At 66.1% G+C, this 16,538-nt stretch carries 13 protein-coding genes; 4 read left to right on the top strand and 9 right to left on the bottom strand.

All coding sequences use genetic code 11. The annotated features are described in order from the left end of the window. Positions 1-18 precede the first annotated feature (18 nt). The 4 genes from CKY51_RS00365 to CKY51_RS00350 all read right to left on the bottom strand — a co-directional run bounded on the left by CKY51_RS00365 (position 19) and on the right by CKY51_RS00350 (position 4,740). A complete protein-coding gene (locus CKY51_RS00365; protein ID WP_022973153.1) occupies positions 19-954 on the bottom strand; it encodes a Gfo/Idh/MocA family protein in 936 nt (311 codons plus the stop codon). A 323-nt stretch (positions 955-1,277) separates the two neighbouring features. Continuing rightward, complete coding sequence (locus tag CKY51_RS00360) at positions 1,278-3,041, bottom strand: S53 family peptidase (RefSeq protein WP_152248722.1); 1,764 nt, start codon at positions 3,039-3,041, stop codon at positions 1,278-1,280. Positions 3,042-3,247: 206 nt separating this feature from the next. After that, on the bottom strand, positions 3,248-4,225 hold the full coding sequence (locus CKY51_RS00355) for an NAD(P)H-quinone oxidoreductase (protein ID WP_031340200.1): 978 nt from the start codon (positions 4,223-4,225) through the stop codon (positions 3,248-3,250). Between the two features lie 281 nt (positions 4,226-4,506). Beyond that, positions 4,507-4,740, bottom strand: coding sequence for a hypothetical protein (locus CKY51_RS00350; RefSeq protein WP_022973149.1), 234 nt, complete (start codon positions 4,738-4,740; stop codon positions 4,507-4,509). A gap of 167 nt (positions 4,741-4,907) precedes the next feature. Here CKY51_RS00350 and CKY51_RS00345 point away from each other — a divergent pair, with 167 nt between their 5' ends. The 3 genes from CKY51_RS00345 (at position 4,908) to CKY51_RS00335 (ending at position 7,894) form a co-directional block, all read left to right on the top strand. Continuing rightward, a complete protein-coding gene (locus CKY51_RS00345; protein WP_031340199.1) occupies positions 4,908-6,203 on the top strand; it encodes a glycoside hydrolase family 2 TIM barrel-domain containing protein in 1,296 nt (431 codons plus the stop codon). Between the two features lie 247 nt (positions 6,204-6,450). After that, a complete protein-coding gene (metF, locus tag CKY51_RS00340) occupies positions 6,451-7,278 on the top strand; it encodes a methylenetetrahydrofolate reductase [NAD(P)H] (protein ID WP_022973148.1) in 828 nt (275 codons plus the stop codon). A gap of 43 nt (positions 7,279-7,321) precedes the next feature. Next, positions 7,322-7,894 carry a hypothetical protein gene (locus CKY51_RS00335; protein ID WP_022973147.1) on the top strand — a complete coding sequence of 191 codons (573 nt, stop codon included), beginning with the start codon at positions 7,322-7,324 and terminating at the stop codon, positions 7,892-7,894. Between the two features lie 334 nt (positions 7,895-8,228). Here the strand turns inward: CKY51_RS00335 and CKY51_RS00330 are convergent, their stop codons facing one another. From CKY51_RS00330 to CKY51_RS00320, 3 genes are all read right to left on the bottom strand, one after another. Further along, a complete protein-coding gene (locus tag CKY51_RS00330; protein WP_022973146.1) occupies positions 8,229-9,176 on the bottom strand; it encodes a Nudix family hydrolase in 948 nt (315 codons plus the stop codon). Positions 9,177-9,538: 362 nt separating this feature from the next. Continuing rightward, the gene (gene secA, locus CKY51_RS00325) at positions 9,539-12,277 is read right to left on the bottom strand and encodes a preprotein translocase subunit SecA (protein WP_152248721.1); all 2,739 of its coding nucleotides are present in this window, start codon (positions 12,275-12,277) and stop codon (positions 9,539-9,541) included. A gap of 158 nt (positions 12,278-12,435) precedes the next feature. After that, complete coding sequence (locus CKY51_RS00320; RefSeq protein ID WP_022973144.1) at positions 12,436-13,377, bottom strand: M23 family metallopeptidase; 942 nt, start codon at positions 13,375-13,377, stop codon at positions 12,436-12,438. Here CKY51_RS00320 and CKY51_RS00315 point away from each other — a divergent pair, their 5' ends adjacent. Next, on the top strand, positions 13,378-13,824 hold the full coding sequence (locus CKY51_RS00315; RefSeq protein WP_022973143.1) for a DciA family protein: 447 nt from the start codon (positions 13,378-13,380) through the stop codon (positions 13,822-13,824). Positions 13,825-14,009: 185 nt separating this feature from the next. Here CKY51_RS00315 and lpxC read toward each other — a convergent pair whose 3' ends face one another. Together lpxC and ftsZ are read right to left on the bottom strand one after the other, a co-directional pair. Next, positions 14,010-14,924, bottom strand: a complete 915-nt coding sequence (gene lpxC, locus CKY51_RS00310) for a UDP-3-O-acyl-N-acetylglucosamine deacetylase (RefSeq protein WP_152248720.1) — start codon at positions 14,922-14,924, stop codon at positions 14,010-14,012. A gap of 228 nt (positions 14,925-15,152) precedes the next feature. After that, positions 15,153-16,388 carry a cell division protein FtsZ gene (gene ftsZ, locus CKY51_RS00305; RefSeq protein WP_022973141.1) on the bottom strand — a complete coding sequence of 412 codons (1,236 nt, stop codon included), beginning with the start codon at positions 16,386-16,388 and terminating at the stop codon, positions 15,153-15,155. Between the last annotated feature and the right edge of the window lie 150 nt (positions 16,389-16,538).

Genomic DNA, 16,538 nt, shown 5'->3' with positions numbered 1-16,538 from the left:
TCATCGCGGCGGCAAGACTCACCAGGAAAACGGCGCGACCTGCTCGCGCTCCCCAAGCAGGAACGCGTCAGCCACATGGACGAATGGCGCCACATCGACGTCGGACATGCGGCTGTTCACCAGCTCCACGAAGCGTGCGTACAGCCCGTCGTATTCGCTGGTCTCGGCCAGCGGCTGCGGCTGTCCGTCGATCTGCAGGTGGGCACCGCCGTCACTGAGCAGCAGCTGCCCGTCGCTGGTGTCTACCACGATATCCCAGCGCTGCCGACCGGTCTGCAGAAAGTCGAACTCGGCCGTCACCGCCACGCCGTCGGCGGTGGCGAACGCCAACCGTGCGGCCAACGGTGCCTGACGATTCTGCGGCACCTGCAACACCGCCTCGCGCAGCGCGAAGGGCATCGGCAGCAGGTGAGTGACGATGGACAATGCGTTGATGCCTGGATCGAACACGCCCATGCCACCGGGCGCAAGAATCCAGTCCTGGCCTGGATGCCACTGGCGGATGTCTTCTTTCCAGGCGATATGGACGGCCTGCACCTGCTTACCGACCAACCAGCGGCGTGCGGTGGCCACGCCGGCGGCGTAGCGCGAATGCCAGCTGGCGAACAGGCTGCGCTGCGCATCAGCCGCCAGGCGCTGCAGGTCGCCGATCTCGGTCAACGTGGCCGCCGGTGGCTTTTCCAAGAACACATGGCGTCCTGCCGCCAACGCGACCTGGGCCAGCGCATGGCGACCAACCGGTGGCGTGCACAGCACCACCGCCTGAATCTGCGGATGCGCGGCAAACGCGGCATCCAGGGTCTGATACCCCGGCACACCTTCCACGGTGCCATGGCGACTGACGGTGGCCACCAGCTCCACGTCCGCGCGTGCAGCGATCGTCGGGACATGCTGATCACGGGCAATCTTGCCGATCCCGACCAGCGCGATACGCAATGCATCTGGATGCTTCATCGAACCCATGCTCACAAGAGGGGGCACCGTCGTCGCCGAACGCACCGCGACCTGATCAAGACAGGTCGATGCGGCCGATGCGCGGCGCGGGCCATGACGCTGCGCGGCCGCAGTGTACGGTCAGCGCGCGGGCCACGACGAGACATCGCTCTCAAGAGTTTTGCTATACCTGTCTCGGACGATCGGGCACCCAGCATGCGCAAGGTCGCCATCGACAGCGGAGGCTGCAGAAGGCCTGCCACGCTGCAGGCCGATATCCCCTATACGGGTAACACTGCTGCCGCAGGGTCCGGGCCGTCGCCGTGACGACCCGGACCAGTGCCTCACGGAAAGGTACGCGTCAGGAAGCGATCGAAGTCGCCGATGTTCATGCTGCCCCAGCCCGATGCGAAATCCCAGCCATAGTTGGCCATATAGCCGTCGTTGTAGAGGCCATTGCTGCCGACGACTACATCGTGCTGGCGCTGCGCATCGCTGCGCTGGCTCGCGTACTGATAGATCTGCGGTGCGACAAAGCCCAGGTTGGGATGCGACTGCAACAGCCGGGCGATATAGCCGGCGAAGGTCGGCGTAGCGGCACTGGTGCCCCACACATACCAGGCAGCCTCGTTGCCCTGCGCATCGGTGCCGCGGATCTGCGCACTGCTGTAGAACGAGCCGTTGAAGCTGACATCGGGCACGGCACGGTAGCCGAACGCGGTCTGGCCAGGCAGCAGGGTGCGCTGCCACTGCGGCGCGTAGGCGATCTTGCTGACGCCGCCCTGGCTGAGCTGACGGCCGACACCGGCGTTCCAGACCCGCTCGGAGGCGTAACGGCCGGGATTGCCGACCTGGGTCGACAGTTCGGTGGCGCCAACGGCGATGGCGTAGCGATGCGACGCCGGCCAGCCCACCTGGCGCAGGTCCGGGCGCGCCATCAGGCTGTCGTAATACGGCGCGTTGGCGCGTGCGCTCAGCGGTAGATACACGCCGTCGTCGCCACTGCAGATCACGAAGTTCTGGCCCTGCTGCACTGCCTTGGTCAGGCTGGCGTCCATGGCCTGGAAGACCGCGTCGTTGACCTGGATTTCCTGCCCATAGATCGACATGCTGACCACGCGGGCCAGGTTGTCGTCGGCGGCGCGGGCCATGCCGTCGATGATGCTCTTCCAGGAGAAGTCCGGGATGTTGTAGATGATCAGACGCTTCAACCCGCCGGAGCTACCGACCAGCAATTGGGTATCCATGTCCCACTCGACTTCGGAATCCTTGCTGGCGGCATTGGACTGGTAACCCGGTGCGCCGGGGTCGCCCACGGTCACCACCGTGACCGGGGTGTGGAGGCCATGCAGGGCCTGGAAGCTCTGCAGCCGCGCGAGGGTATTTTCCAGATTACCGGCAGCGATGACCGCACCGACGATATCGCTGGCCGGTGCCAGCGTATCGGCGCCATAGGCGCTATTGAGCTCCTCGATGCTGTGGCGCACGACTTCGGTGCCGCCGCTGTTGGAGGCCATGACGGCACTGCTGCTCAACAGGGCGTTGCGGGCGGCGCTCAGCGGCGCTCCGTGCGGGGTCACCTTGGCACCGGCAGTGCCGTCCAGGCCGATCACACCTTGCACGACCGTCTGCAAGCCGGCGGGCACGGCGACTGCGCCCTGCGCCGCGGCAACGCCGACGCGGCCGTCGGTGCTCACGGCATGCAGCTGGGTGCCCAGGGCCGCCTGCAACGCCGCCGCCGTTGCGCGGACCTGCAGCAAGCGGCCATCGGTGGCCGGACGCACATCGGTGATGCCATAACGACTCAGGTATGCCTTGACCTGCGCAATGTCGCTCGCCGCCGCGACCGAGGCCTGGGCCAGTTGGCCACGCAGCAGCGGATCACCGGCATCGCGGACCAGCCACTGCTCGACTGCCGCGTGTTGCTGGGTCATGGCGACTTTCGGCTTGAGGACAAAGCCAACCTGCAGCACGCGCTCCGGTGCCAGGGCAGCGGCGCCGCTGGCCGCTTGCGCTGGGGTCGCCGATTCGGCCGCCTGCACGCCGCTGGCCAGACCCAGTGCGATGGCCGAGGCCAGCATGGCCTGACCAAAAGAACGCGTCATCATTTCGTTTACCGCCCGTTGCTGTGTGTGAAGAGGCTGCGGATTCTTCACGAGGCGGTATAAGTTTTGGTCGCAACACTGCGAAGCCGGCGCTCGAGAAGCGATCCCAACAAGCTGTGCGCTTCAAGATCTGCGCCGCCTTGCCGCACCCGACCCGCCGCATACCAACGCCAGGCGCCAGCAACCTGGTGCCTGTGCGACAGCTGCGCCTACATCTCCAGCACCACCTTGCCCAGGTGGCTCCCCTGCTCCAGGTAACGATGGGCCGCGGCAGCCTCGGCCAGCGGGAAGCGCTTGTCGACCAACACGCGCAGCTTGCCGTCGGCGATCCACGGCCACACCACCCGCTCCACTTCCGCCGCCAGCCGTGCTTTCTCATCCGCGGTGCGTGGGCGCAGGGTCGAGCCGGTGATGACCGCCTGCTTGCGCATCAGCAGCGGAATCGGCACTTCCAGCGTAGCCCCGGCCTGCGAGGCGATATAGACGATGCGTCCATGCGGATTCAGCGCCTCCAGCGTCTGCGCAAACACCGCCGCGCCCACCATATCGAGCGCGACATCGACCCCGCCGTGCGCCTTGGCCACTTCCACGAACGCGGTGCTGCGCGAATCGATCGCCACGTCCGCACCCAGGGCGCGCGCCTGTGCAGCCTTCTGCTCTGAGCGTGCCGTGGCCAGCACATGCGCACCCGCCGCCTTGGCCAACTGGATGGCGGTGACGCCGATTCCGGACGTGGCACCATGCAGCAGCAACCATTCGCCGGCTGCCAACCTGCCGTGTTCGAACAGGTTCGCATAGGCGGTGAACACCGTTTCCGGCAGCGCGGCGGCGTGTACCAGGTCCATCCCGGGCGGAACCGGCAGGACATGGCGGGCATCGACCACGGCGTATTCGGCGTAACCGCCGCCACCCAGCAATGCGCAGACGCGATCGCCCACCTTCCAGCGACCGGCCGGCTCGACGATCTCGCCCGCCACCTCCAGTCCCAAGGTCTGCGGCGCGCCTGGCGGTGGCGGATAGCGGCCGGCACGCTGCAACAGATCGGGGCGATTGACCCCGGCCGCATGCACGCGGATCAGCACCTGCCCATCGCCGGCACGTGGCCGCGGCAAGGTGGTGGCGTGCAAGGCGTCGGCATCACCCTTGCCATCGCGAATGGCGATGGCGGTCATCGTGGTCTCGGACATGCGCGCGCTCCGTAGTGGGGCACGTAGTGTAGGGCTGCCGACGTCAACGCCTTGCGGCCGGCAATCTCGCCGTTGGCAAGCCATCACGACTTGTCGCTGCCATCGCAGTCGCAACGCGCGAGCGCATTGCAGATCACACCCGTCCGGCAACGCAGCGACCGCTGCTCGCCCGCCGGCGATCACTGCACACGTGCGGCAGCGACACCTGCGGCGCGCGCAGCGGACAGCGACGAGCGCTCCCGCCTGTACGGACGCCGCAGGCGTGTCCGATCAGCGATCGCTCACTCCTCGGCGCTCGCGTCCTGGCCAAGGTACTGGCGGATCGCCTCGAACACCTTGGAGGTGCCATCGTCCTGACCGGACGGCAGCCGTGCACTGAAGTCCCGCAGCAACTTGTCGCCATCGACGCCGGGCTGCTCGGCCAAGGCCAGCGCCAGGTCGCCCACGCTGCGCGCCAGTGCGACCCAGATGCGGCCCAACGATTCGGCGATTACGTCCATTTCCTGCTCTTGCATGTCGCGCTCCGGTCTGTGGCGTGGGGTGCGCCCAGCTTAACGCGTGCACGGCCCGCGGGTCTGCCAGCAAGCGAGCCCGGCGATGGTCCGGTCGCCGCCGCCATGACGCCGGCACTGGCGCCCTGCTCTATGCTCGCGACCACACGCCCTGCACTCAAGGACATCGCATGAGCTCGCGCGCGCGCTGCTGCCTACGCATCTTGGTGGCACTCACCCTGGCAGCGGTCACTGCGGCGGCATCGGCCGCCCAGGTCCGCATCGTCGACACGCCGGCCGGCTATCGCCTGCTGGTGGATGGCCAACCGTTCCTGATCAAGGGCGCTGGTCTGGGCGACGGCCGCATGGATGTGCTGGCCGCGCGTGGCGGCAACGCCGTGCGTACCTGGCGCATCGATGCCGATCCAAAACGTCAACGCGCCCTGCTCGATACCGCCCAACGCAATGGCCTGATGGTGGCCGTGGGCATCGAGGTCGGCAACGAACGCCATGGCTTCGACTATGACGATGCCGTCGCCGTGCAACACCAGCAACAACGCATCCTCGCCCAGGTCCGCCAATGGGCCGGCCATCCCGCTGTCCTGATGTGGTTGGTGGGCAACGAATTGAATCTGGACTATCGCAATCCCAAGGTCTGGAACGCGGTGGGCGCGATTGCCCAGGCCATCCATGCCATCGATCCAGACCATCCGGTGACCACCACCCTGGCCGGATTCGATCGGGCACTGATCGCCCAGCTCGCCAGCCGCGCGCCGGCGCTGGACCTGATCGCGGTGCAGCTCTACGGCGACATCGAACGACTCCCGCAGAAGCTGCGCGACAGTCAGTGGCAGGGCCCCTACGTGGTGACCGAGTGGGGGCCGACCGGCCACTGGGAATCGCCTCGCACCGACTGGGGCGCACCGATCGAGGACGACAGCCGTCGCAAGGCGCAATTGCTGGAACGGCGTTATCGCCACGCCATCGCCGCGGACACGCGTCAAAGCCTGGGCTCGTTCGTGTTCCTGTGGGGCGACAAGCAGGAACGCACACCCACCTGGTATGGCCTGCTGCTGCCGACCGGGCAGGCCACGCCCAGCGTGGATGCCTTGCAGGCCGTGTGGAGCGGACAGTGGCCGCGCACGCGCGCGCCGGACGTGACCGGTTTGACGTTGGCGGGCCAGCAGGCGCTGGACAGCGTCACCCTGGTGCCTGGCGTCAGCGTCGAGGCGCGCGTGCAGGCCAGCGGCAGCGGCCCGCTGCGCTATCGCTGGCAGGTGCGCCAGGAAAGTACCGCGCGCAGCATCGGCGGCGATCCGGAGGCCGTGCCGACATTGCTGGCGGTCGGCCTGCAGTCGGTTGAGGGCGGCATTGCCCGCTTGACCACACCTGGACCAGGACACTATCGGCTATTCGTCGAGGTACACGACGATGCCGGTCGCGCCGGCTATGCCAATCTACCGTTCCGGGTGCAGGCCACGCCCTAGAGCGCCTGGCGCGAGTCGCAGCGAAATACCCGCAGCATGCAGGGTCGTGCAGTGGGTCGGCAGTACGTCGGTCTCGGCCGTCGCGCCCTGTCGGCGCCGTCGGGCAGCGCTGCGGCGGCCATGCGCGTTGCGGCGCTCGCGGCTGCTTTCCGCGCGGACAGCGCCGGATGCAGCACAGCCGCAACTAAATATGCATTCATCGCGATGAAGCGATATTATTCGCGCACGTTCCGCCGGATCTGTCGCGATGACGCCTCTCAGCTTTGAGTTCTACCCTCCCAAGACCGACGAACAGCGCGCACAACTGGATCGCACAGCCAACCGGCTGCAGTCTTACCGGCCCGATTATGTCTCCTGCACTTTCGGCGCGGGCGGCTCCACGCTCAGCTACACCTCCGAGACGGTGCGCCATCTCAAACAGAGGCACGGCTTGGAGGCAGCACCACATCTGTCTTGCGTCGGTGGCAGCCGGCAGGAGATCCGCGAACTGCTCAAGCTCTACCGGGCGATCGGCTGCACCCGCATCGTCGCCCTGCGCGGCGACCTGCCATCGGGCATGGGCCATCCGGGCGATCTGCGCTACGCCTCCGAGCTGATCGCCTTCATCCGTGCCGAGCACGGCGATGCCTTCCACATCGAGGTCGGCGCCTATCCGGAAACGCATCCGCAGGCAGTCGATGCGCTCAGCGATCTGCGCTACTTCAAGGCCAAGGTCGACGCTGGCGCCGACGCGGCGATCACCCAATACTTTTATAACGCCGACGCCTACTTCCATTTTTGCGATGCCGTGCAACGGCTAGGGGTGCAGGTCCCGATCGTGCCCGGCATCATGCCGATCTCCAACTTTTCACAATTGCGGCGCTTCTCCGAGCAATGCGGCGCGGAGATCCCCCGCTGGATCAGCAAGCGCATGCAGGCCTACGGCGACGATGCCGAGTCGGTACGGGCATTCGGTGCCGAGGTCGTGGCCGGACTATGCGAACGGCTGATCGCCGGCGGTGCGCCGGGCCTGCATTTCTACACGCTCAACCTGGCCAAGCCGACCACCCAGGTGCTGCAGCTGATCGGTCGCTGACGACGGCCTCGCCAGTTCACGCGCCGCCGGCTACGCTGCACCGATGCGTCGTCTGTTACCGCTGTTGTTATCGCTCGGGTGCTGGCCTGGCTTGCACGCGCAGGAGATCCGCCGCTGCGTTTCACCCGAGGGGCTGACCGTGTTTACCGATCGCCGCTGCGAGGACGTCGGGGCCAGCACGCGGCTGCCGCCGGCACCACGCCCACAGGGCGACCCGCAAGGCGGCGCCACGCTGTCGCGCTATGGCTGCCCGCGGCGGCTGAGCGAACTGGTGAGCCTGCTGCACGGCGCCATCGACAATCGCGATGTCAATCGGCTGTCCAGCCTGTATCTCTGGGGCGGGCAGTCCGATGCCGCAGCCAATCAGGTCCTGGGCCGCCTGGAGGGCATCGCGCAACGGCCATTGCTGGATATCGCGCCATTGTATCCGCAGGACCAGGGCTCGGATGGCCTGGCCAGCGAAAGCGTCGACGCGGCTGTCGCCCCTGTCGTCAGTGCATCGGCACGTCCACGTCCGTGGGGGCTGCGACTGGAGCAGACCTTGGCCAACGGCACGCCGACGCGCAGCGTGCTGCGGCTGCGCCGCCAGTACAACTGCTTCTGGGTGACCTTCTGAGCAACGCTGCGGCGGTGCGCATGATGCAGCGCCAGTCGCAGGCGTTGTGCAGCGACGGACGTACCGCCAGCTGCGATCGCGAGCGCCGACGCGATGCGGCATCCGTCCTCAGCAAGCGCATCGACGCTGGGCACGTCCGCGCGGGCAGCGGCGTCTCGAGCAACCCGCTCATGGCCGTATGGGCAGGTCGTCACGCAGTCGCTGGGTCGGTCACTGGCGACCGACCACTGACCTGTGGGATGCAGAGAGAGACGGAAGTGTCGTCCCAGTCCCGGCGCTGCCAGGCCCTGCCCTGTGTCCCGCGCACATCGACCCCGGCCCGCGATGCCAATCCTCAATCCGGCCACAACCCGCGGATTGCGGCGATCCCCTGGGCGCCATGCTTGCGCGCCTCCTGCAGGTCCGCCTCGGTCATGCCACCGAGCGCGTAGATCGGCAGTGCCACTTGCTCGCGCAACTGCTCGAAGCCCTCCCAGCCCAGCGTCGCAGCGCCGGGATGGGACGCGGTCTCGCGCACCGGCCCCAGCACTGCGAAGTCGCAGCCCAGGCGCTGGGCCTGCCGCAGCTCCTCCACGGTGTGGCAGGACGCGGCCACCGGCAGGTCTGCCGGCAGCGGTCGCTCGGATAATGCGGCCAGTTGCTCGGCGCCCAGATGCACGCCCACGCCCAGCGCAGCGGCCTGGGCGATATCGCGGTTGAGCAACAACTGCGCGCGCTGGCGTCCCCGTAATGCCAACGCTTGCTGCACCAGCGCCCGCCAATGCGCCGGCGGCAGCGACGGGGCGCGCAGCTGGATGCGGGCGATCCCCCCCTGCAACGCACGCTCCAGCCCGTCCAGCCAGGCCTGCGGATCCGATGGCTCGGGCGTGATCAGATAGCGGTCTGGCTGGCGCAGTACGCCGACTACCGGCACATCGGCCGGCGGCATCGAATAGCGTCCGAGCTTGTCGGCGGCGACCCAGGTCATCGCCTGCCCTTCGCGACCGCGCGGGCTCCCTTTCCAGCTCGTGATGTGGCGCACTTCCAGCCGCAGACGTTTGTCCGGATACAGCTGCGGCACATCCATGATCCACTCGCCGACCTGCGCGTCGATGCCGAGCTCTTCGTTGAGTTCGCGCACCAGCGCCTGCTCGGAGGTCTCACCAGCCTCGCGTTTGCCTCCAGGAAACTCCCACAGGCCAGGCATATCGCGCGTTTCGGTACGACGGGTCAGCAAGATACGACCGCGGGCGTCGGTGATCACGCCGGCAACGACGTGGATGGATCGAAGGGAGTCGGGCATGGGCGCAAGAGTGCCGCGAGTGAGCGGCTCAGCGCAATCGGGTCGAGGCCTGCAGTCGCGATGGGGACAGGGCACATTCGCAAAGGCGGCCGTCGGCGCGCGTCGACCAAATCGATGCGCCGCCCGCACGGCGGCGGCACCCCGGTCAGCTCAGCGTCTCGACGACTCCAACCATCAATCGATATTGCTCAAGCCACCATCGCATTGCTGAGGCGGCCATCTACGACCACAAGAATCCCCCTTGGCAAGGGGAGCGCGCCGAAGGCGCGAGGGATCGGAAGCGGCACCGTGAGCCCGCTATCCGCAACGCGGATAGCGGGTGAGCAGCCCGCAAAGCGGGCTGCTCCACGGTCAGCTCAGCATCAGTTGAGCTGACCGTGGCAATGCTTGTACTTCTTGCCGCTGCCGCAGGGGCAAGGATCGTTGCGGCCGACCTTCGGCTCGTCGCGGGTGACCTGCGAGACCGCGACCGGCGCGTTTCCGCCCTGCACTTGCGCAGCTTCCTCGTCGGCGCCGTAACCACCGGCATCCTGATGCTGGAACTGCGAAGCCAGCAGACGTGCCTCGGCCTGACGACGTTCCTGCTCTTCCAGTTGGGCCACTTCTTCTTCGCTGCGGATGCGCACCCGCGCCAGCAGGTTGATCACCTCGCGCTTGACGTTCTCCAGCATCTCCGAGAACAGTTCGAAGGCTTCCTTCTTGTATTCCTGCTTGGGCTGCTTCTGCGCATAGCCACGCAGATAGATGCCTTGGCGCAGATAGTCCATCTTGGCCAGATGCTCCTTCCAGCCCTGGTCGAGCACCGTCAGCATCACGTGCTTCTCGAGCGCGCGCATGGTGTCGGCGCCAATGGCGGCTTCCTTTTCGGCGAAGTGCGCATCCACCGCCGACTGCACCTTGACAGCGATCTGCTCGGCATCGATCTCTTCCTGCGTCCGTACCAGCTCGGTCAGCGACAACGTCATGCCCAGCTCCGACTCCAGCGTCGCCTCCAGGCCCTGCAGGTCCCACTGCTCATCGACGGAGTTCGGCGGCACGAAGCGTGCGACCAGGTCGTGGATCACATCGCCACGGATGCCTTCCACATTGTCCTTGACCGACTCGGCGTCCAGCAGCTCGTCGCGCTGGGCGTAGATCACCTTGCGTTGGTCGTTGTTGACGTCGTCGAAGTCGAGCAGGTTCTTGCGGATATCGAAGTTATGCGCTTCGACCTTGCGCTGGGCCTTCTCGATCTGGCGGCTGACCAGACGATCTTCGATGACGTCGTCTTCCTTCATGCCCATCATGCGCATCGCCTTCTGCACCCAATCGGAGGCGAAGATGCGCATCAGGTTGTCTTCCAGCGACAAGTAGAAGCGCGAGGAGCCTGGGTCGCCCTGACGACCGGAACGACCGCGCAACTGGTTGTCGATACGCCGCGATTCGTGCCGTTCGGTACCGATGATATGCAGGCCACCTGCGGCCTTGACGGCATCATGCCGGCGCTGCCACTCGGTCTTGACCCGGAAGCGTGCGTCCTCGCTGGCATCCTCGCCGAGCGCGTGGTATTCGGCCTCCAGCGAACCGCCCAGCACGATGTCGGTACCGCGACCGGCCATGTTGGTGGCGATGGTCACCGCACCCGGCTGACCGGCATTGGCGACGATGGTCGCTTCGCGCTCGTGCTGCTTGGCGTTGAGCACCTCGTGCTTGACCCCAGCCTTGCGCAGATGCTCGGACAGCATCTCCGAGGTCTCGATCGAGGTGGTTCCCACCAGCACCGGCTGCCCGCGCTTGGCGCAGTCCTCGATGTCGGCCAGCACCGCATTGAACTTGCCCTTGCGGTTGAGGAACACCTGGTCCGGATGATCCTTGCGCACGGTCGGGCGATTGGTCGGGATCACCACCACTTCCAGGCCGTAGATGCTCTGGAATTCGTAAGCTTCGGTGTCGGCCGTACCGGTCATGCCGGACAGCTTCTTGTACATGCGGAACAGGTTCTGGAAGGTGATGCTGGCCAGCGTCTGGTTCTCGCGCTGCACCGGCACCCCTTCCTTGGCCTCGACCGCCTGGTGCAGGCCATCGGACCAGCGACGACCGGTCAGCGTACGACCGGTGAATTCGTCGACGATCACCACTTCGCCATCGCGCACGATGTAATCGACGTCGCGCTGATAGAGCGCATGCGCACGCAGCGCCGCGTTGAGGTGATGCACCACGCTCAGATTCTGCGCCGCATACAGTCCGTCGTCGGCGTTTTCCAGGATTCCGGCCTGCAGCAGCAGTTCCTCGGCGTGGCCCATGCCGGCCTCGGACAGATGGACCTGCTTGCCCTTCTCATCCACCCAGTAGTCGCCGTCGGCCTCTTCGTTCTCCTGCTTGGTCAGCTGCGGCACGATGCGGTTGACGCGGATATACAGTTCCGGCGACTCGTCGGCCGGCCCGGAGATGATCAGCGGCGTGCGCGCCTCGTCGATCAGGATCGAGTCGACTTCGTCGACGATGGCGTAATGCAACGTGCGCTGGTAACGGTCGGCACGCGACAGCGCCATGTTGTCGCGCAGGTAATCGAAGCCGAATTCGTTATTGGTGCCGTAGGTGATGTCGGCGCCGTAAGCGGCGTGCTTGTCGCTGTGCGGCATGCCCGGGTAGACCACGCCCACGCTCAGCCCCAGCCAGTTGTACAACTTGCCCATCTGCGCGGCATCGCGGCGCGCCAGGTAGTCGTTGACGGTCACCACATGCACACCCTCGCCCTGCAAGGCGTTGAGGTAGACCGGCAGGGTCGCCACCAGGGTCTTGCCCTCGCCGGTGCGCATTTCGGCGATCTTGCCCAGGTGCAACACCATGCCGCCGATCAGCTGCACGTCGTAGTGACGCATGCCGAGCACGCGCCGGCTGGCCTCGCGGCAGACCGCGAAGGCTTCCGGGAGCAGCTTGTCCAGCGATTCGCCGGCGGCGATGCGCTGCTTGAACTCCGGGGTCTTGGCTTGCAGCTCGGCGTCGGAGAGCTTCTCGATCGTCGGCTCCAGCGCATTGATCTGGGTGACGAGACGGTTGAGCTGGCGCAGCTGGCGTTCGTTGCGACTGCCGAAGACACGGGTAAGCAGACTGTTGATCATTGAAGAAACCGGTTGAAAAGGAACGGTTTGACCGACGCCGGTCCCCACAGACCCGACCGCCGTAAACGAAACAGGGCGCACTGCGCCCTGTCGATGGCAACACCCTATTGTAGCTTGGGGCGGGCCGGCACGAATCAAGCGCCGCCGCCCCCGCCTGCTCAGCCGCGCCCGCGACGCCCCACCGGGGTCGTGTCGTCGAGGAACTTGCGCGGATTGACCACCTTGCCGTCGACCCAGACTTCGAAATGGACGTGCGCACCGGTGGAGCGCCCGCTGGAACCGGCCTTGGCGATCTGCTGCCCGGCCCGCACCAGGTCTCCGACCTTCACCACCAGGCGCGAATTGTGCGCGTAGCGGGTGACGTAGCCATTGCCATGATCCACTTCCACCACGTTGCCGTAGCCGCCGCGCACGCCGGCGTAGCTGACCACGCCGTCGGCGACCGACAACACCGGATCGCCCACGTTGGCGTGGAAATCCACGCCCTTGTGGAAGGCAGAACCGCCATCGAAGGGATCGGCGCGGCCGCCGAAGCCGGAGGTGATGTAGGTGTTGCGGATCGGCGCTCTGGAGGGCATCGCGTTCTGTTCCAGCTGATGGTCGAACATCAACGACGCCAGTACGTCCAGCTGCTGGCCGGAAGCGGAGAACTGTCGCTCCACCTGGTTCAGATTCTCTTTCAGATCCTTCACCGGCATGTCGCTGACCGGCTCGTCGCCGCCACCGACGCCGACCGGCTCGTCGAAGTCGAACTCGCCGTCCTTCAACTTGCCCATCTGGGTCAGGCGTTCGCCCAGCGCGTTCAGCCGGGTGGCCTGCGCCTGCAGCTCGCCCAGCCGTGCCGCCAGCGCATTGACCTGCGCCTGCGAGGCACGCTGCGCGCGCGTCAGTTCAGCCTGTTGCGCATCGACCTTGGCCTGCAGGGCGGAATTGGTCACCATGCCGGTCGCGGTACTGGCGCCGGCACCGATCAGCATGCCGACGCCGAGGACGGCGCCCAGCACCACCATCGGTCGCTCCGCAGCGAACCCCTGGAACTGCCGGGTCCACCGCTCGGAACGGGTTTCACGCGATTTGATTACGACTTTCTTCAACGCCATATGAGTGTCATGTCCAAGCCCAAGTCCAGCGCACGCGCCCCTTCCACCCCGCAGCAGGCCGCCGAGGCGCTGCTGAGCGATAGAGCCGGCGATCCCGTACGTCGCGCCCTTTGGCTCGACGCGCTGGACCGGCAGTTGCGCCCCCTGTTGCCGCCGCAGCTGTCCAGCCGGTGCCGGCTGGCCAATGTGCGAGGAGAACAGCTCGTTTTTCTTGTCGAGTCTCCGGTCTGGCATGCCAAGGTGCGGCTTGCCGAAGCACAGATCCTCACTGCCGCCCGATCCATCGGGCTGAAGGCCACCCAGGTGACCGTCAAGACCGCGACCACCCCGCTGCATTCCCCAATGCAGCAGAACCGGGACCGGTCACTGCCTGTTTCCGACGCCACTCGCCAAGGGCTGCGTGACGCACTGGCCTCCTTGCAGGACATCCCACCGAGCAAACGGTGAAGCCCTGATCCGCCCAAAGGCGGCCGCCGGTGCGTGAAGAAAATGCGAAGTGCCGCACACGACCCGACGCATCCTAGCGGGCAAGTCCCGTCGAGGAGTTAGGGAAGTATTAAGATCAGGTTAAAGTCGGACCAAAAGTCCGATAGAGTTCACAGTCCCGACCCCAGCCAGGGAAATCCCCGACATCAGGCGTAGACAGGACTGGCGTAGGTGACCGGAGGCTGTTGGACGCTGCCCTGAGGAAAGCTGACCCACTCCCAAGCAGCCTGGTCGGCGAGCAGGGCCCGGACCAGCTTGTTGTTGAGGGCATGGCCGGACTTGAAACCCTCGTAGGCACCGAGGATGGCACCACCGGCCAGGTAGAGGTCGCCGATGGCATCGAGAATCTTGTGCCGGACGAACTCGTTGGTATAGCGCAGGCCGTCTTCGTTGAGCACCCGGAACTCATCCAGCACGATGGCGTTGTCCATCGAGCCGCCCAGGCCCAGATTGCGCTCGCGCATGTATTCAAGGTCGCGCATGAAACCGAAGGTGCGGGCGCGGGAGATTTCCTTGACGTAGGCCGCAGTGGAGAAATCGATCTCCTGCCGCGACTGCTGCGCCGGGATCATCGGGTGGTTGAACTCGATGGTGAAACCGAGCTTGTAACCCTCGTAGGGCTCGAATCGGGCGATCTTGTCGCCATCGCGCACTTCGACCGGGCGCAGGATGCGGATGAAGCGCTTCGGCTTGGCCTGCTCGACGATGCCGGCCGACTGCAGCAGGAACACGAACGGACCAGACGAGCCATCCATGATCGGCAGCTCTGCCGAGGACAACTCGACAATGACGTTATCCACGCCCAGCCCGGCCAGCGCGGACATCAAATGCTCGACGGTCTGGATCTTGGCGCCGTTGCAGGTCAGGCCGGTGCACAAGGTGGTCTCGGTGACCAGTTCGGCATCGGCGGGTACCTCGACCACCGGCTCCAGGTCCACTCGACGGAACACGATGCCGTGGTCGACCGGGGCCGGGCGCAATGTCATATAGACCTTGTCGCCACTGTGCAGGCCGACGCCGGTGGCACGGATGGTGTTCTTGAGAGTGCGTTGCTGGGTCATGGGCGAAGTCTGGAGGAACAAAGCAGACAGACGCTGAACCGACTGTCTAGATCGGTGAGATTAGCCGAATCTTAACAAATACTGCGTGACGGCAGGTGTAACGCCGTCGTCATGCGGTCGCAAAAGCTGCCGGGTCGTGGACCGACCCGGCAGAAAGAGACATGACATGGCGCCGGAGCACGCTCCGGCGTAAGACGCGGCGCCGACAAGCGACGCCGTTGACGCGGATCAGTCTGCCTGGCGGCGCAAGAACGCCGGGATATCCAGGTAGTCGTTGGGCAGGTCGGCCGCGGCCGGAGCCGAGCTGGAGGCGCTCGCACTGGCACCGGCCGAGTCGCTGCTGGGGCGCCGCAGGCCCAGGCCCATGCTGCCGCCAACCGCCTTGGACACTGCATCGCCGGTTCCGGTATCGAAATCGGCGAACTCCGGCTGGCCGGTGGTGGCATTGCGCACCAGCTTGATCGGCGCGCGCTGGTCCGGACGCTGGGCCGCACGCGGCGCAGCGCGATTCAGCCCGGTGGCGACCACGGTCACGCGCACTTCGTCCTGCATGTCCGGATCCAGCACGGTGCCGACCACCACGGTGGCGTCTTCGGAGGCGAAGCCGTCGATGGTGCGGCCGATCTCGTCGAACTCGGACATGGTGAAGTCCGGGCCGGCGGTGATGTTGACCAGGATGCCGTTGGCACCGGCCAGGTTCACATCGTCCAGCAGCGGGTTCTGGATGGCGGCTTCGGCAGCGGCCTGGGCGCGATCATCGCCGCGTGCCGAACCGGTACCCATCATCGCCAGGCCCATTTCCGACATCACGGTGCGCACGTCGGCGAAGTCGACGTTGATCAGGCCGGGGCGCACGATCAGATCGGCAATTCCCTGCACCGCGCCCTGCAGCACGTCGTTGGCGGCGCGGAAGGCCTGGATCATGGTGGCATTGCGGCCCAGCACAGTGATCAGCTTTTCGTTGGGGATGGTGATCAACGAGTCGCAGTGCTGGCTCAACTCTTCGATGCCCTTCAGCGCCACCTGCATGCGGCGGCGGCCTTCGAACGGGAACGGCTTGGTGACCACGGCCACGGTCAGGATGCCCATTTCCTTGGCCAGCTGCGCCACCACCGGTGCGGCGCCGGTGCCGGTGCCGCCGCCCATGCCGGCGGTGATGAACACCATGTCTGCACCCTGCAGCGCGTCCATGATGCGCTCGCGATCTTCCAGCGCGGCCTGACGGCCGACCTCCGGATTGGCGCCTGCGCCCAGACCCTTGGTCACGTTGGTGCCCAACTGCAGCTGCAGCTTGGCGCCACAGTTCTTGATCGCCTGCGAGTCGGTGTTGGCGGTGATGAACTCCACGCCGTCGACATTGGTGTTGACCATGTGTGCCACCGCGTTACCACCACCGCCGCCGACGCCGACGACCTTGATGACCGCGTTGGGAGCCATTTTTTCAATCAGTTCGAAATGTGCCATGTCAGTGTCCTCTTGTATGAAGCCGGGATCCGCGGCTTGGGACCCGGGACCCGGGAAGCGATCTCCCGGCTCCCGGCCCGCAACGCGGACCGGCAAAATTTTTCTTATGGATATTGCGTAACGCCCACGACCTACCGCATCTAATCTGCC

The organism is Xanthomonas maliensis (assembly GCF_009192945.1).
Taxonomy (GTDB): Bacteria; Pseudomonadota; Gammaproteobacteria; order Xanthomonadales; family Xanthomonadaceae; genus Xanthomonas; species Xanthomonas maliensis.
The sequence above is the reverse complement of the archived record's forward strand: the minus strand, read 5'-3'. Positions and strand labels throughout refer to the sequence as shown.

Excerpts from the sequence above, each read along its gene's own strand:
- CKY51_RS00365 (WP_022973153.1), bottom strand. The coding sequence starts at position 954 with ATGAAGCATCCAGATGCATTGCGTATCGCGCTGGTCGGGATCGGCAAG.
- CKY51_RS00360 (WP_152248722.1), bottom strand. The coding sequence starts at position 3,041 with ATGATGACGCGTTCTTTTGGTCAGGCCATGCTGGCCTCGGCCATCGCA.
- CKY51_RS00355 (WP_031340200.1), bottom strand. The coding sequence starts at position 4,225 with ATGTCCGAGACCACGATGACCGCCATCGCCATTCGCGATGGCAAGGGT.
- CKY51_RS00350 (WP_022973149.1), bottom strand. The coding sequence starts at position 4,740 with ATGCAAGAGCAGGAAATGGACGTAATCGCCGAATCGTTGGGCCGCATC.
- CKY51_RS00345 (WP_031340199.1), top strand. The coding sequence starts at position 4,908 with ATGAGCTCGCGCGCGCGCTGCTGCCTACGCATCTTGGTGGCACTCACC.
- metF (WP_022973148.1), top strand. The coding sequence starts at position 6,451 with ATGACGCCTCTCAGCTTTGAGTTCTACCCTCCCAAGACCGACGAACAG.
- CKY51_RS00335 (WP_022973147.1), top strand. The coding sequence starts at position 7,322 with ATGCGTCGTCTGTTACCGCTGTTGTTATCGCTCGGGTGCTGGCCTGGC.
- CKY51_RS00330 (WP_022973146.1), bottom strand. The coding sequence starts at position 9,176 with ATGCCCGACTCCCTTCGATCCATCCACGTCGTTGCCGGCGTGATCACC.
- secA (WP_152248721.1), bottom strand. The coding sequence starts at position 12,277 with ATGATCAACAGTCTGCTTACCCGTGTCTTCGGCAGTCGCAACGAACGC.
- CKY51_RS00320 (WP_022973144.1), bottom strand. The coding sequence starts at position 13,377 with ATGGCGTTGAAGAAAGTCGTAATCAAATCGCGTGAAACCCGTTCCGAG.
- CKY51_RS00315 (WP_022973143.1), top strand. The coding sequence starts at position 13,378 with ATGAGTGTCATGTCCAAGCCCAAGTCCAGCGCACGCGCCCCTTCCACC.
- lpxC (WP_152248720.1), bottom strand. The coding sequence starts at position 14,924 with ATGACCCAGCAACGCACTCTCAAGAACACCATCCGTGCCACCGGCGTC.
- ftsZ (WP_022973141.1), bottom strand. The coding sequence starts at position 16,388 with ATGGCACATTTCGAACTGATTGAAAAAATGGCTCCCAACGCGGTCATC.